The sequence below is a fragment of the Janthinobacterium sp. HH102 genome (assembly GCF_001758625.2).
Taxonomy (GTDB): Bacteria; Pseudomonadota; Gammaproteobacteria; order Burkholderiales; family Burkholderiaceae_D; genus Janthinobacterium.
On record NZ_CP062062.1, the window covers coordinates 2,585,285 to 2,600,877 of the forward strand.

Below are 15,593 nucleotides of genomic sequence, written 5' to 3' on the forward strand. Positions count from 1 at the left end.
AAGCCTGCCGGCATTGTAGCGTGCCTGCCGTTCAGGGGGCGGGCGATTGCGGCGCCACGGCGGGCAGCTGCAGGGTGAAGGTGGTGCCGCTGGCGTCGCCGATGCTGCTGGTGGCGTCGATATGGCCGCCCAGCACCCCCGTGACGATGTTGTGCGCCACATGCAAGCCCAGGCCCGAACCACCGGAACCGAGCTTGGTCGTGAAGAAAGGGTCGTAGACGTGCACGAGGTCGTCGGCGGCGATGCCCACGCCCGTGTCGGCGATGGACATGGTGATCGTCTTCCCGTCGTCGCTGCCGCGCGCCCTGACGTTTATGGTGCCGCCGCTGCGGCCCTCGAAGGCGTGGCGCAGGCAGTTTTCCAGCAGGTTGCTCAGCACCTGGCCCAGCGGACCGGGATAGCTGTCCATCGCCAGGCCCTCCGGCACGTCCTGCGTCAGGCTCAGGCCGGCGGCCTTGAGCTGCGTGCACAGGGGCAGCATCAGCTCGGCCACGAACTGGCGCAGCAGGAAGTGGCGGCGTTGCGAACTGGCGCGGTCGACGGCGATCTGCTTGAAGCTCGAAACGAGGTCGGCCGCGCGCTGCAGGTTGCGCAGCATGATGGCGTCCGCCTCGCTGGCCTGGGTCAGGTAGGCGCCCAGTTCGGAGCGGCGCAGGCCATCGAGAAAGCTGGCCTGGATTTCGCGCGTGCGTTCGGCCATGGTGGTGGCCACCACCAGACCGTTGCCGATCGGCGTATTGAGTTCATGCGCGATGCCGGCGACGAGCGCACCGAGCGCGGCCAGCTTGTCGCGGCGCACCAGTTCTTCCTGCGTGATGGACAGGTTTTCCAGCGCGGCGGCCAACTCGCGGTTCGTCTGCTCCGAGTGTTCCTTGGCCTGCGTCAGGGCCGCAGTGCGTTCGGCCACCAGCTCTTCCAGGTGGGTGCGGTGGCGTTGCAGCTCGCGTTCATGGCGCATGCGGCCAATCGCGATGCCGGCCAGGTCGGTGGCCGTGTCGATCAGTTCCAGGTCGCGCGCATCGGGCTGGCGTACTTCGCGGTAGTACATGGCGAAGGAACCGAGCACGGCGCCATCCTGGCCGAAAATGGGTTGCGACCAGCACGCGCGCAAGCCGAACGGCGCGGCCAGCTCGCGGTAGGGCGCCCACAGCGGATCGCGCATGATGTCGCTGACCACCACCTGTTCGCGCAGGAACATGGCGGTGCCGCAGGAGCCCACGCCGGGGCCGATGGCCACGCCTTCTAGCAGGGCCATGTACTCGGACGGTAGGCTGGGGCCGGCCGCGCTGTGCATGTGGGTGCCGTCGTCGTCGAGCAGCATGATGGAGCACAGCACGCCGCGCGACTGGCCTTCGATCAAGAGCAGCAGCTGGTTCAGCGTGGGGATCAGGGGCGCGCCCTTGGCGACCATTTCCAGCAGGGCGCTCTGGCCCGAGCGCATCGCTTCGGCGAGGTTGCGTTCGGTCAAGTCGATGATGCGCGCATGCACGAGCTGGCGGCCCGGCACGGACAGGCGCATCAGGCGGATTTCGCAGGCGATCGGGTGGCTGTCGCGGTGGCAGCAGCTGGCGCGGAAGACGACGATCTTGCCTTGCAGGGTATCGCGGATCTTTTCTTCCAGCAGCTGCGGCGAGGCGCGGCCATCGCTCTGATGTTTGGGGAACAGCGGCTCCATGCCGCCTTGCAGCAACTCGGCCAGCGGCATGCCGAACAGTTCTTCGGCCAAGTGGTTGGCGTCGATCAGCAGCTCGTTGTCGATATCGAACAGCAGCACGGCGTCGGGTGAACCGGCCAATATCGAGTGGTAATTGACTTCCAGCGTTTGCGGATGCACGGGGCGCGGCGGCGTGGCGGCATGCGGCGCGGAAGCTTCGGCCTTGTGCAAGGCCAGTTCCATGAGGATTTTTTCCGCCACGTCGCGTGCATTGAAGGGCATCTTGATGTAGTCGGAAGCGCCGGCGCCCACGCTGCGGCCCTGCTCCTCGGCGCTGGGCGTGGCCGACATCAGCAGCAGGGGCACGCTGTGGCGTCCGCCCGCATTGCGCAGACGCATGCAGGTGGCGCCGATATTCGAGCCCGCCAGAGCCGCGTCGAGCAGGATCAGGTCCGTGCCGCCGGCCGCCAGTTCCACGCCTTCGTCGATATCGCCCGCCAGCCCCGTGCCCAGGTTATGCCGGTCCAGCACATACAGCAGTTCGCGCACTTCGTTCGGCGAATTGCTGACCAGCAGTACATTGGCCCGGTCGGTGATGGAAGAAATCAACTGATTCATGGTGTCGCGCCCTTACGCGGTTCATGGGCCTAGTATTACATCAAGGCAAGTAGGAGTAAACGATAATTCTTGATGATCAAAAGCAATCTGCTCAAGCCGCATTTTGCGCTGGCGGTGCCGCATCCAGGGCCGCGCGCGCCTGTTCGATGCGCGGGTAATTGTCTTCGATCCAGTCGACCAGCACGGCCAGGCGTTCGGCCGCCTCGCGCCCCAGCGGCGTGAGGCTGTATTCCACCTTGGGCGGGATCACCAGATACGCCTGGCGCAGTACGAAGCCGTCGCCCGCCAGCGCTTCCAGGGTTTGCGCCAGCATTTTTTCGCTGACGCCGCCCACTTCGCGGCGCAGTTCGCTAAAGCGCCGCGTGCCGCTCAGCAGCAGTACCAGCACCAGCACGGCCCAGCGGCTGGTCAGGTGGCTGAGCACGGCGCGCGACGGGCAGGTGGCCGCCAGCAGGTGCGCCTCCTGGTTCTGGCGGGCGAGGGCGGCGCGCAGGCTGGCGCCGGGAGTGTCTGTGGGCATGATAGTTGGTCTTCAATGTGAGGGTAATCCATACTTACCAAAAGGTACGTACTTACAATAAGTAAGTAATAGTCCTATTATAGGGTTTTACCAGCCACCCTCCAAGGAGAAATCATGATCGTCATCACCGGCGCCACAGGCAATCTGGGCCAGCACGTCATCGCCAGCCTGCTCGCATCCGTCCCCGCAGCCAACATCATTGCCGCCGTGCGCAACCCGGCCAAGGCCGCCGGTCTGGCCGCCCGGGGCGTGCAGGTACGCCAGGCCGATTACAACGACGGCGCCAGCCTTGATGCGGCCTTCAAGGGCGCAACGAAAATCTTGCTGATTTCGTCGAGCGAAGTGGGCCAGCGCGCGCAGCAGCACCAGAACGTCATCGATGCGGCCAGGCGCGCCGGCGTTTCCCTGCTGGCCTATACCAGTGTCTTGCGCGCCGATACGTCGCCGCTGGGCCTGGCCGCCGAGCACGTGATCACGGAAGCGGCCATCCGCGCGTCCGGCCTGCCGTACACTTTCCTGCGCAACGGCTGGTATCTGGAAAACCATACGGAGCACCTGGCGCCCGTGCTCGAGCATGGCGTCGTGCTGGGCGCGGCGCAAAACGGCCGCTTCTCGTCCGCCGCGCGCGCTGACTACGCGGCGGCCGCCGCTGCCGTGCTGACGGCGGTCCAGCCGCAAGCGATCTATGAACTGGCCGGCGACCACGGCTTTACCCTGGCCGAGTATGCGGCCGAAGTGGCGCGCCAGTCGGGCAAGGCGATCGTCTACAAGGATTTGCCGCAGGCGGACTTCAAGGCGGCGCTGGTGAGCGTGGGCGTGCCGGAAGGCTTTGCCGAGTTGCTGGCCGATTCCGATGCGGGCGCCGCCAAGGGCGGCCTGGAAGACCATGGCAAGCAATTGAGCGCGCTGACAGGCCGTCCGACGACGACGCTGCTTGACGCCGTGAAGGCGGCGCTGGGCAAATAAGGGGAGGGAGGGCGCCATGGCAACACATGGCGTTCTGTGTCCAGTCCTAAAATAGGTTGACAGTATTTATTGCTGCACAAACGCCCGATGCACCGCATCGGGCGTTTTGTACTTCAAGGCCGTATGTGGTCGTTCCTGGTTGTATATCCGCACCGATTGCGCCACCATTTTGCTCGCCTGTTTCAGGTCTGCAGGTCGATTCAGCAAGAACTCGCCTTTCAGAATGCCGTTGATACGTTCGGCCAGCGCATTCTGATAGCAGTCGTAGCCGTCGGTCATGGAGCAAGTCAGTCCATGACGACGATGAATTTCTTGATAGTAAGTCGAGCAGTACTGGATGCCCCTGTCTGAATGATGGATCAGCGGCGTCTTGCGCTGTCGTGCTCGCAGGGCCATCTTCAAGGCCTCGCTGACCTCTTCGGTTTGCAGGCTTGCGTGCACGTGATAGCCCACGATCTTGCGCGAATACGCATCCGTTACCAAGCTCAGATAGACGAATTTTCCGGCGGTCGGGAGATACGTGATATCGGCTACCCACACCTGCTCCGGCCGCGTGGCGAGCACTTGTCCCGGCCCCTCCCTGAGTAAATTGGGATGGCGCCGGAAGCGGTGATGGCTATTCGTGGTCTTATGATAGGCCCGCTGTGGTTGCACCAGCAGCCGCTCCTGGCGCAAGATATCAAAGAGTCCATCGCGTCCCAATTTGATTTTTGCACCGGAAAAGGCTGCACCGAGCATGCTGTGCAGCTTGCGCGTGCCGATGCGTGGCTGGCGCAGGCGTATCGGCTGCACCAGCTTGACGACAGTTTGCGCCCTGTCCAGGCAATGTCGCTCGCGCTGACGGCGCTGGTAATACGCTTGGCGGCTGATGCCGACACAGCGGCAGGCCCGTTCGACGCTTAATCCTTCGACTTGCTTGCGCGCGATGACCTGCCCAAAGGCTTTTTTACCGGCACCCCGTATTCGTCACGCAGGACGTCGAGAACCGCCTCGAACAGCGCGGATTTCTGTTTTTCTTCCTTGAGCTGACGCTCCAGCTCCTTGATGCGCTGCTCTGGCGTCAGTGGCCTGGCTGGTGTGTCTGTCATGGTCGCTCTCCGTTGGCTTCGGCCCCTGGGATGCGTCCAATCCTGCAGGCCGTGTTTGCGACACCATACCAAAACTGTCGACCGACCCTGTATTCCGTAGCGCGTTTGCGCCTGCTTGTACGTCATCTCGCCTTTTTCAACCTGCTCGACAACGCTCAATTTAAAAGCCAGGCTGTAATCTCGCTGACTGCGTCGAAACCCTTGTTCCATCGGACACTCCTTCTCTGTAACGAAAAAGTGTCAACTTATTCCAGGACGGGTCACTGCAATGAAAAAAGCCGCAAACTCGTGAAAGTTTGCGGCTTTTTTGCGAATTAGGTAATGGTGCCCACGAAGGGACTCGAACCCCTACACCCGAAGGCACATGGACCTGAACCATGCGCGTCTACCAATTCCGCCACGTGGGCACTGATGCTGCTTACTGCTATATCTCACTACTGTACTGCTTTACTGCGGACTACAACGAAAACGACTCGTTGCTGGTGGTGCCCACGAAGGGACTCGAACCCCTACACCCGAAGGCACATGGACCTGAACCATGCGCGTCTACCAATTCCGCCACGTGGGCATTGTGCTGCGTTTTGCTGCTGCTTGCTGTCTGCTGCGTGTTCTGCAGCGACGGACAAAATAATAAGGGTTGGCGGCGATTCGGTCAATGAACATTTTGCTCTTTTCTTCAAGAAACCCCCTTTTCCGCTGAAAAAAGGGTTTTCCCTATGAGAAATGGCGTAAAGCTGCCTGTTTTTTCAGCGTAGTCAGCGTCGCTGCTGCCATGCCAGCAGCATCAGTGCCAGACATAACAGCGGGAAGGTGCCCGGCGCCGGGATGGCGTTCGGGGCGATATCCCAGCCGATGGCGTCGAGGGCGATCAAGTCGTTCCAGCGCAGGCGCAATAATTCGCCGTATGCCACCGCCGGGTCCATGATGCCCAGGTCTAAATTGTCGCGCCAGTGGCTGGCCTGGTCGCCGTCGCCGTGAAAGCTGCCGTTGGCAAACAGCGGACCGCGCGTCGCGCCGCCATCGAGCGAGAAATACTTGTCGCGGTTGTCGGCCGTCCAGTCGATCGCGCCGGCCGCGGCGCTTTCTGCCGAGTAGCGGAACAAGTCCAGTCCCGAGACGTAGGTAAATTCCGTGTCGTCATAGGGGCCGCCCAGCGGCGGTGAGTTGTAGTCGAGGATATCCACGCCGCTGAGAAAGCCCAGTGCGTGGCCGATTTCATGCATGGCCACGCCGATGAAGTCGATGCTGTGGGCGCCGATGCCATTGCCGGGATCGAAATCGAAGTTGAAATCGCTGTTGAACTGGATGAAGCCGTCGCAATTGCCGATGCAGCCGTCCAGCGATTGCGGCGGCGGCGCCAGGCCGACGGCCTTGGCTTCGGCATTGCTCAGGAATAAATACTGATTGTTGGCGTCGCCATTGTTGTCGAGATAGGGCAGGGCGCTGCCGGGTCCGTTGGGGCTGTTGGCCGTGCGGTTGATCAGCATGCCGAAGCTGTCGCCGCCGGGCAGGTGCGCCAACGCCCGCTGGTCGATGGTGGACGTGGCGTCGGCGGCCAGGGCGCCGCGAAAGTCGCTGTAGCGGTAAAACGCTTCCGACGAGCCCGTTTGCCCCAGGATGTTGCCGCCCAGCGAATTGAAGCCCACCGTCAGCTCGATGGTGACATTGTCTTTCAGGACGCGCGACCAGCGCGCGGCCGCCGCCTGGAATCCCTGCTGCGCCTGCAGCGAAGTGCCGGGTACGTATTGCAGATTGAACAGGGGCGAGGCGATAGTGCTGATAGGTAACATCAAGGCGAGGACGGCGACGAGGCTTTTCATGGCGGCGCTCCAGCAATGGCGATGCCATCGTGCAGGCAAGAAGCGTGCTCACTCGTAAAATCAAGGACTTGGCGCGTGCGCAGCCGTCACCTGTCAAGAATGCCGACAGGGTTTGCTGAGGCTGGAAATGAAAAAAGCCGCAAACTCGTGAAAGTTTGCGGCTCTTTTGCGAATTTTGGTAATGGTGCCCACGAAGGGACTCGAACCCCTACACCCGAAGGCACATGGACCTGAACCATGCGCGTCTACCAATTCCGCCACGTGGGCACTGATGCTGCTTTGCTGCTTGTCGCTGCGTGTTCTGCAGCGAGGACAAAATCATAAGGGCTGGCGCGCATTCGGTCAATCAACATTTTGTACTTTTCTTCAAGAAATACCCTTTTCACCTGAAAAAAGGCATTTCCCTAGGAGCGGAGGATGGATGCAGCTGTTTTTTTAGCAAAAAACAGGCGTTTGGCGCTTATTGGGGCAGGGTGATGGTTTGCGTGCCTATCTGCAGCAAGCGTCCGCCAGACACCGGCTGCAATGAAGTTGGCACCGATTTGCAGCCGATATCGAGCACGATCAGGAACTCTGCCGCCATGGCCGGGCTGGTCTTGACGTAGGCGGCATGCTGCTGGCTGGCTTCGAGGGGCGGATTGGGGGCGCTAAAGCCGGACAATTGCTCCTCGTCTGGCCGTAGTGATTGCAGGCAAAGTGATGCCGTGCCATTTTCTATGCTGGCTCGGCCATTCGGGTAAAGGTACAAGGTATTGAGTGCATGGATGTTCCATTCGAAAGTGCGGGCCGTCGCGGAGGTCAGCTTGTCGAGCACTACCACCACGTCATTCTGGCGCGAGTACCATACCTGGCGCCTGGCCAGGCTCAGGTCGTTGCTGTAGGCGGCGCTGGCATCGCCTTCCACATAGTCGAGGTCCGTACCGTGCGTGAAGGCCGTGATCTTGCCGTTTTTGTAGCGCGTCTCGTAATGGCCTTCGACGAGTTGGCCTTTTCCGCCATCAAATGTGATGGCGTTATGCGCGCGCGACTGGCGGTACCAGCTTTTCGAGAGCGGCGATGCATAGTAGTCCTGGTAGCCGGCTTCGATCAGCAGTGGTTTGTTGCCGCTGTTGATGACCAGGCTGTTTTGATCGCCGTGGCTGTGATTGAGGGCTCCAAACGGACTCGATTTGAAGTAGACGGAAGTGCGGGCAGCATTGCTGATGTCGCTATGCATGGCCGCCCAGCCAATGCTGGGAAAGAGCATGGCGTTGGGCGGTGCTTCGGGTGCGACCGTATCGGCGGGAAGCGGGTAGGGCGCCTGCAGCAGGGTGATGGGATTTTCTTGTGCGCCTGGCTGGTTGCTGTACCAGGCGGCCGCTGGCGTGGCTTGCCGTGCTACATATGCCTTCAGGAGTGCCGGGTCCGGTTTGCTTTCATGGACATCGCCGAAGACATGGCGCGGTGCGTTCGGTGGAATGAACTGCATGAAATAATTGGAGAATCCCGCCGTCCAGGGTTTGTTGAACAGGCTGACGCCAGTGGCTTCGGCCAGCGGCTGCCATAATTGCATTTGCATGTCGGTGGTGTACTGGCCATACGCCGAGCCGTTGGCAAAGCCGCCTTCCGGGCCACTCCAGACGTGGACGATATGCATGTACGAGCGCACGGCGAAGTTGAACCAGGCTTGCGCTTCCGGTCTGGCATCGAGCAGCAGGGTTGAGGTGGCGGCAAGGTAACCGAGCGCCTCGACGCCGTGCGAGTCCATGGGGGACTGGTCCAGACGTCCGCCGGCGATGGACAGGTCCGCATAAATCGGTGTCAGCCGCTGCGCGGCGACCGACAGCCAGTGCGCGCGGCGAGGTGCGTCCAGATCCAGCCACAGAAAATCGGCGCCCTTCGCAAGTACCAGGGCAATCATGCGCGCGACCTGATCCTGCGCCTTATAGCTGGTGGGGCCCTCCGGATTCAGCGCGGCCAACTGGTCGCCGCGCAGTATGGCTTCGTCCAGATATCTGCGTTCCTGTGTCAGGCGAAACAGGAGGGCGGCCGCTTCCATCTGCCGGATTACGGCGCCGGCGGCATTGGCAATGCGGTTGTACTGGCCGCTATCGTTGGGCTGGGTCCACAGGCCATCGTGGACGCTGGCCACGGCGGTGGTATTCAGATTGACCTCACTCACGAGGCGGTTCAGGAAGGGGCGCCGTTTGCTGTTCATGGCGGCATCCCAGGCGCTTGCTTGCGCAAAGGAGGCTGGCAACTGGCGCGGGCGCGGGTGGGCTCGCACGGTGGCCGCCAGCTCGGACGATTCGGGAACGACAAAAGTGCGTGAATTGCTGTCGATGGTAAATGGCCGCTTATTGGACCAGTCGGGGGACGTCGAGAGAGGGCTCACGCGCCATTCATAATTGCCTGGCGGCAGTGCGCTTGACGGCAGCAGGAAGTTGCGCGAAACGGTGTGGGTGCTTGCTGTGCCCTCAGCCGGCAAAATCTCCACGACATATTGCGCGGGATAGCTGGCATGGCGCGGCCAGGCAAAGGAAGGGGGATTTTGCACCTGCAAAGTCACCTGTTCGGGCGCCGGTTTGACGATTTCGGGGCTGCTGGAACGGGTGCTCACCCAGTCGGTCGCCTGGCTGGTGCCAGCGCCGAGGCTTAATGCGATGAGGCTGCTGAAAAGAATCCGTTTGTGTTTGCCGGGCCTGCATGTCATGACGTCTCTCCGTAATGCTGTTGCCAGTCACGCGCGATGCGTGGCATGGGGGAGATGTCAATATACTATTAAATGGAATGCAAATATTCTTTTTTGATAATTATTTGGCGTTCGATGTGCTGCATCGGTATCCAGTCCTAAAATAGGTTGACAGTATTTATTGCTGCACAAACGCCCGATGCACCGCATCGGGCGTTTTGTACTTCAAGGCCGTATGTGGTCGTTCCTGGTTGTATATCCGCACCGATTGCGCCACCATTTTGCTCGCCTGTTTCAGGTCTGCAGGCCGGTTCAGCAAGAACTCGCCTTTCAGAATGCCGTTGATACGTTCGGCCAGCGCATTCTGATAGCAGTCGTAGCCGTCGGTCATGGAGCAAGTCAGTCCATGACGACGATGAATTTCTTGATAGTAAGTCGAGCAGTACTGGATGCCCCTGTCTGAATGATGGATCAGCGGCGTCTTGCGCTGTCGTGCTCGCAGAGCCATCTTCAAGGCCTCGCTGACCTCTTCGGTTTGCAGGCTTGCGTGCACGTGATAGCCCACGATCTTGCGCGAATACGCATCCGTTACCAAGCTCAGATAGACGCATTTTCCGGCGGTCGGGAGATACGTGATATCGGCTACCCACACCTGCTCCGGCCGCGTGGCGAGCACTTGTCCCGGCCCCTCCTTGAGTAAATTGGGATGGCGCCGGAAGCGGTGATGGCTATTCGTGGTCTTATGATAGGCCCGCTGTGGTTGCACCAGCAGCCGCTCCTGGCGCAAGATATCAAAGAGTCCATCGCGTCCCAATTTGATTTTTGCACCGGAAAAGGCTGCGCCGAGCATGCTGTGCAGCTTGCGCGTGCCGATGCGTGGCTGGCGCAGGCGTATCGGCTGCACCAGCTTGACGACAGTTTGCGCCCTGTCCAGGCAATGTCGCTCGCGCTGACGGCGCTGGTAATACGCTTGGCGGCTGATGCCGACACAGCGGCAGGCCCGTTCGACGCTTAATCCTTCGACTTGCTTGCGCGCGATGACCTGCCCAAAGGCTTTTTTACCGGCACCCCGTATTCGTCACGCAGGACGTCGAGAACCGCCTCGAACAGCGCGGATTTCTGTTTTTCTTCCTTGAGCTGACGCTCCAGCTCCTTGATGCGCTGCTCTGGCGTCAGTGGCCTGGCTGGTGTGTCTGTCATGGTCGCTCTCCGTTGGCTTCGGCCCCTGGGATGCGTCCAATCCTGCAGGCCGTGTTTGCGACACCATACCAAAACTGTCGACCGACCCTGTATTCCGTAGCGCGTTTGCGCCTGCTTGTACGTCATCTCGCCTTTTTCAACCTGCTCGACAACGCTCAATTTAAAAGCCAGGCTGTAATCTCGCTGACTGCGTCGAAACCCTTGTTCCATCGGACACTCCTTCTCTGTAACGAAAAAGTGTCAACTTATTCCAGGACGGGTCACTGCAATGAAAAAAGCCGCAAACTCGTGAAAGTTTGCGGCTTTTTTGCGAATTAGGTAATGGTGCCCACGAAGGGACTCGAACCCCTACACCCGAAGGCACATGGACCTGAACCATGCGCGTCTACCAATTCCGCCACGTGGGCACTGATGCTGCTCTATTACTTGTTGTAAAATAACTTTACAGCAATTCTGCTATTATAGCGACTTGAAGAGTTTTGCGCCAGATGAGCTTTCGCTCCATACTGCACATCAACCCTGTACCGCTTTCCTGCAACTGCATTCCCGTGAAGGTTTGTTGCTGCAAGAGACCGAGATTATAGAGCAATATTTGGCGAAGTCAAATGCATTGCGCAGCTTTTCTCCTTTTTTTCATCGGCGGGGCACTTGTTCGGTTTCCGCTACGCTGTGCGTTAGGCAAACCAAGGCGTCCTCCGGTACACTACCGCACATCACCGTGTCAATATTGACGGTGATGTCATCGGTCTTTGTCTTCCGTTTGATCACTGTCAATAACAACTATAGAAATACTTTTGAGCCAAAATACCCACACCATCCCCAGCCGGGAGGACATTCTCGGCATATTCCGCAGCGTCAACGCGCCTCTCGACCCGCAGTCTCTCGGGAAAACGCTGCAAGTGCATGCCGATTCCATGGATGTCCTGGTCCGTCGCCTGAAGGCGATGGAGCGCGACGGCCAGCTCAAGTCTGACGCCAGCGGTGTTTTCAGCCTGGCCGACCAGAGCGCGCTTGTCGCCGGTCGCGTCATGAGCCACCGCGACGGCTTCGGTTTCGTCATTCCCGACGACGCCAGCGCCGACCTGTTCCTGCCAGAGAAAGAAATGCAGAAAGTTCTGCATGGCGACAAGGTCATGGCCCGCATCGTCGGCACGGACCGCCGCGGCCGCCCGGAAGGCACGATCGTTGAAGTCACGCAGCGCGCCAATACCCACGTCATCGGCCGCCTGATCCAGGAAAACGGCACCTGGGTCGTGGCGCCGGAAGACCAGCGCATCGGTCAGGACATTCTCGTCACCGGTTCGGTGGGCAAGGCGAAAGCCGGCCAGATCGTCAGCGTCGAGCTGACCGAGCAGCCGATGCGCTTCAAGCAGCCGGTCGGCAAGATCGTCGAAGTGCTCGGGGCGCTCGATGACCCCGGCATGGAAATCGAGATTGCCGTGCGCAAATTCAATGTGCCGCACATCTTTTCCGCCGCCGCCCTCAAGCAAGCTGAAAAACTGCCGTTCGAAGTGCGCGCCGCCGACCTGAAAGACCGTGTCGACCTGCGCGACGTGCCGCTCGTCACCATCGACGGCGAAGACGCGCGCGATTTCGATGATGCCGTGTATTGCGAACCCGTCAAGGTGGGCCGCGCCAACTGCTTCCGCCTGATCGTGGCGATTGCCGACGTCAGCCATTACGTGAAACCGAACGACGCGCTCGATATCGACGCGCTCGAACGCAGCACGTCCGTCTACTTCCCGCGCCGCGTGATCCCGATGCTGCCGGAAAAGCTGTCGAACGGCCTGTGTTCGCTGAACCCGGCCGTCGACCGTTTGACCCTCGTCTGCGACGCCGTCGTCAGCGACAAGGGCGAACTGAAGGCTTACCAGTTCTACCCGGCCGTGATCCACTCTGCTGCGCGCCTCACGTATGACGAAGTCGCTGCCGTGCTGGGCAATACCAAGGGACCTGAAGCGGCACGCCGCGCGGACATCCTGCCGCACCTGCAGAACCTGGAAGCCGTCTACCGCGCCTTGCTGAAAGCACGCACGGAGCGGGGCGCCATCGATTTCGAGACGACGGAAACGTATATCGTCTGCAACAGCGCTGGCAAGATCGAAAAGATCATCCCCCGCACGCGCAACGAAGCGCACAAGATCATCGAAGAGTGCATGCTGGCGGCCAACGTCTGCGCAGCCGATTTGTTGCTGCGTAACAAGCATCCAGGCACCTACCGCATCCACGCCAGCCCGACCAAGGAAAAGCTCACGCAAGTGCGTACTTTCCTGAAACAGGTTGGCTTGAACCTGACGGGCGGCGACACGCCGTCGGCATCCGATTACCAGACCCTGATGCAGCAGATCAAGCAGCGTCCCGATGCGGCCCTGCTGCAAACGATGCTGCTGCGTTCGATGCAGCAAGCCGTCTACAGCCCGGACAATATCGGTCACTTCGGCCTGGCCTACGAGGCGTATGCCCACTTCACCAGCCCGATCCGCCGCTATCCCGACCTGCTGACGCACCGCGCCATCAAGGCGATTCTGCAAGGCAAGAAATACGAGCCGAAACTGTCCGATAAGGTCGTGCTGAACACGAATGTGTCGAACGCCACGCGCAAGCAGCAGGCGAAGGACAAGGCCGACGGCAAGCCGAAGAAGACGGACCTGACCATCTGGGACGCGCTGGGCGTGCATTGCTCGGCCAACGAGCGCCGCGCCGATGAAGCGTCGCGCGACGTGGAAGCCTGGCTCAAGTGCTACTTCATGCAAGACAAATTGGGCGAGGAGTTCACCGGCACCATCACCGGCGTGACCACCTTCGGCGTGTTCGTGCAGCTCGACACCCTGTTTGTCGAAGGCCTGGTGCACGTCACCGAGCTCGGTACCGATTACTTCCAGTACGACGATGCGCGCCATGAATTGCGCGGCGAACGCACGGGCAAGCGCTACCAGCTGACCGACCGTCTGACGGTGCAAGTGGCGCGTGTCGACCTGGAAACGCGCAAGATCGACCTGCGTCTGGTTACCGATGCGGAACTGGCGGGCGACGAAGCGCCGGCCAAGCAGTCTGGCGGCAAGCGCAAGGGCGAAAAGAAGTCGATGGTCAAGCCCGGTCCCGCGACCGAGCAGCGCCATGAAATCAAGGCCAGCGGCAACAACGGCGGCAAATCCGGCAATGGTTCCGGCGGCCGTGCCAATGGCGCCAAACCTGCCGCCAAGGCGCAAGCCAAGGCAGCGCCGCAAGCAGCAGCCCCCAAGGCCGCCGCGCCGAAGCGCAGCAAGAAACCAGCCGCGGCACCCGCTGCGGCGGCACCACGAGCAGCAAAAACTGTATCAAAATCAAGCAAGAACAAGCGATAAAAGAAACGATAACAAATGAAGAATAAAATGATTTTCGGCTTCCACGCCGTCACTTCGCGTCTGCGTCATGAAGCGTCGTCCGTGGAAGAAATTTTCGTCGATGCCAGCCGCGTCGACGGCCGCATGAAGGACATGATCGCCGCCGCCAAGGCGGCCAACGTGCGCGTCATGCCCGTCGATTCGTCGCGTCTCGATAAAATCGTCGGCACGCGCCGCCATCAGGGCGTGATCGCGTTTGCGTCGCAGCTGTCGCTGGCGCGCAATCTCGACGAGTTGCTGGACGCCATCGATGGCCCGCCGCTGCTGTTGATTCTCGACGGCATCACCGACCCGCACAACCTGGGCGCCTGCCTGCGCGTGGCCGACGGTGTCGGCGCGCATGCCGTCATCGTGCCGAAGGACCGCGCCGTGGGCTTGAATGCCACGGCCGCCAAGGTTGCCAGCGGCGCCGCCGAAACCGTCCCGTACATCACGGTGACGAACCTGGCGCGCACCATGCGCGAACTGAAGGACCGCGGCATCTGGCTGATCGGTACCTCGGACGATGGCGAAAAAGGCTTGTACGAAGCCGATTTCACGGGCCCGACGGCCCTCGTCATGGGTTCCGAAGGCGAAGGCATGCGCCGCTTGACGCGCGACACCTGCGACATCCTCGTCAGCATCCCGATGTTCGGCTCCGTCGAGAGTCTGAACGTGTCGGTCGCCTCCGGTGTGTGCCTCTACGAAGCCCGCCGCCAGCGCATTGCGCTGGAAGCCTAAAAAACGTCCATGGCTGCGGTGCATTGCCTCGCCGTACATTCGTACTGTCTTCGGCAATGCGCCTTGCCCTGAACGTTTTGTAGCGCTTCCAGAAAATCAGCCGCCGCCCTTGAGGCGGCGGTTGTTTATCTGCCTCTCCGGCAGCACGCCGCCGAATACGCTACCATTTGCATTCCACCTTATCCATTTTCATTATGTTCCACCACCTTCGCGAAGACATCAACAGCATCATTGAACGTGACCCCGCCGCCCGCAATGGCTGGGAGGTGTTGACCTGTTATCCGGGCCTGCACGCCATCGTCATGCACGGCTGGGCGCACTGGTGCTGGACGCGGCGCATGAAATGGGTGGGGCGCTTCATTTCGTATATCGCCCGCATCATCACGGGCATCGAGATCCATCCGGGCGCCGTCATCGGCCGGCGCGTCTTCATCGACCACGGTTTCGGCGTGGTGATCGGCGAGACGGCCGTCGTCGGCGACGATTGCACCATCTACCAGGGGGTTACCTTGGGCGGCACCTCGCTGCACAGCGGCGCCAAGCGTCATCCGACGCTGGAGCGCGGCGTCATCGTCGGCGCCGGCGCGCAGGTGCTGGGCAGTTTCACGGTGGGCGAGTACGCCAAGGTGGGCTCGAATGCGGTGCTGCTCAAACCCGTGCCGTCCGGCGCGACGGCCGTGGGCAACCCCGCGCACATCGTGCAAAAGGATGTCAGCGCCCTGCGCGAAGGCAGCACGGCGCATCTGTTTGCCGCGTATGGCGTCACGCCCAACGGCGACGATCCGCTGTCGAAAGCCCTGCAAGGCCTGATCACGCACGCCGTGGCGCAGGAACAGCGCATCGAAACCATCCTCGCCACCCTGAAGGCGGCGGGCATCTGCTGCCAGGGCGTGCCCGAGTGTGATAAATTCGATTCCGAGCAAATGAACAAGCTGGTTGATTAAGGATACAGG

10 protein-coding genes and 4 tRNA genes are annotated in these 15,593 nt (G+C 61.0%); 4 read left to right on the forward strand and 10 right to left on the reverse strand.

Translation table 11 applies throughout. The features are described from left to right. Window positions 1–31 precede the first annotated feature (31 nt). Both JAB4_RS11765 and JAB4_RS11770 read right to left on the reverse strand, forming a co-directional pair. The gene (locus JAB4_RS11765) at window positions 32–2,272 is read right to left on the reverse strand and encodes an ATP-binding protein (protein ID WP_070218075.1); all 2,241 of its coding nucleotides are present in this window, start codon (window positions 2,270–2,272) and stop codon (window positions 32–34) included. 91 nt (window positions 2,273–2,363) lie between these two features. Continuing rightward, window positions 2,364–2,792 carry a helix-turn-helix domain-containing protein gene (locus JAB4_RS11770; protein ID WP_070218077.1) on the reverse strand — a complete coding sequence of 143 codons (429 nt, stop codon included), beginning with the start codon at window positions 2,790–2,792 and terminating at the stop codon, window positions 2,364–2,366. A 114-nt stretch (window positions 2,793–2,906) separates the two neighbouring features. Between JAB4_RS11770 and JAB4_RS11775 the strand changes: the two genes are divergently transcribed. Beyond that, window positions 2,907–3,758, forward strand: a complete 852-nt coding sequence (locus JAB4_RS11775; protein WP_070300439.1) for an SDR family oxidoreductase — start codon at window positions 2,907–2,909, stop codon at window positions 3,756–3,758. Window positions 3,759–3,824: 66 nt separating this feature from the next. Here JAB4_RS11775 and JAB4_RS11780 read toward each other — a convergent pair. The 8 genes from JAB4_RS11780 to JAB4_RS11815 all read right to left on the reverse strand — a co-directional run bounded on the left by JAB4_RS11780 (window position 3,825) and on the right by JAB4_RS11815 (window position 10,944). Beyond that, a protein-coding gene (locus JAB4_RS11780; protein WP_254670581.1) for an IS3 family transposase occupies window positions 3,825–5,056 on the reverse strand; the annotation gives its coding sequence in 2 pieces (ribosomal slippage) (window positions 3,825–4,688 and window positions 4,691–5,056; 1,230 coding nt in all). Between the two features lie 112 nt (window positions 5,057–5,168). After that, a tRNA-Leu gene (locus tag JAB4_RS11785) sits at window positions 5,169–5,253 on the reverse strand. A 76-nt stretch (window positions 5,254–5,329) separates the two neighbouring features. Beyond that, window positions 5,330–5,414, reverse strand: a tRNA-Leu gene (locus JAB4_RS11790). A gap of 187 nt (window positions 5,415–5,601) precedes the next feature. Further along, the gene (locus tag JAB4_RS11795; protein WP_070218137.1) at window positions 5,602–6,666 is read right to left on the reverse strand and encodes an NF038122 family metalloprotease; all 1,065 of its coding nucleotides are present in this window, start codon (window positions 6,664–6,666) and stop codon (window positions 5,602–5,604) included. Between the two features lie 182 nt (window positions 6,667–6,848). Then, window positions 6,849–6,933 (reverse strand) — tRNA-Leu (locus JAB4_RS11800). 193 nt (window positions 6,934–7,126) lie between these two features. Next, window positions 7,127–9,358, reverse strand: a complete 2,232-nt coding sequence (locus JAB4_RS11805) for a heparinase II/III family protein (RefSeq protein WP_070218033.1) — start codon at window positions 9,356–9,358, stop codon at window positions 7,127–7,129. A gap of 157 nt (window positions 9,359–9,515) precedes the next feature. Further along, a protein-coding gene (locus JAB4_RS11810; RefSeq protein WP_265334727.1) for an IS3 family transposase occupies window positions 9,516–10,747 on the reverse strand; the annotation gives its coding sequence in 2 pieces (ribosomal slippage) (window positions 9,516–10,379 and window positions 10,382–10,747; 1,230 coding nt in all). Window positions 10,748–10,859: 112 nt separating this feature from the next. Further along, window positions 10,860–10,944: transfer RNA gene (locus JAB4_RS11815), tRNA-Leu, on the reverse strand. 387 nt (window positions 10,945–11,331) lie between these two features. On the opposite strand from JAB4_RS11815, the gene rnr reads away from it, so the two are divergent. The 3 genes from rnr to cysE all read left to right on the forward strand — a co-directional run bounded on the left by rnr (window position 11,332) and on the right by cysE (window position 15,584). Further along, window positions 11,332–13,881 carry a ribonuclease R gene (rnr, locus tag JAB4_RS11820; RefSeq protein WP_070221305.1) on the forward strand — a complete coding sequence of 850 codons (2,550 nt, stop codon included), beginning with the start codon at window positions 11,332–11,334 and terminating at the stop codon, window positions 13,879–13,881. A gap of 15 nt (window positions 13,882–13,896) precedes the next feature. Further along, a complete protein-coding gene (rlmB, locus tag JAB4_RS11825) occupies window positions 13,897–14,640 on the forward strand; it encodes a 23S rRNA (guanosine(2251)-2'-O)-methyltransferase RlmB (protein WP_058048541.1) in 744 nt (247 codons plus the stop codon). A 194-nt stretch (window positions 14,641–14,834) separates the two neighbouring features. Continuing rightward, window positions 14,835–15,584: a serine O-acetyltransferase gene (cysE, locus tag JAB4_RS11830; protein WP_034756915.1), complete on the forward strand. Its 750-nt coding sequence runs from the start codon at window positions 14,835–14,837 to the stop codon at window positions 15,582–15,584. Window positions 15,585–15,593 lie beyond the last annotated feature (9 nt).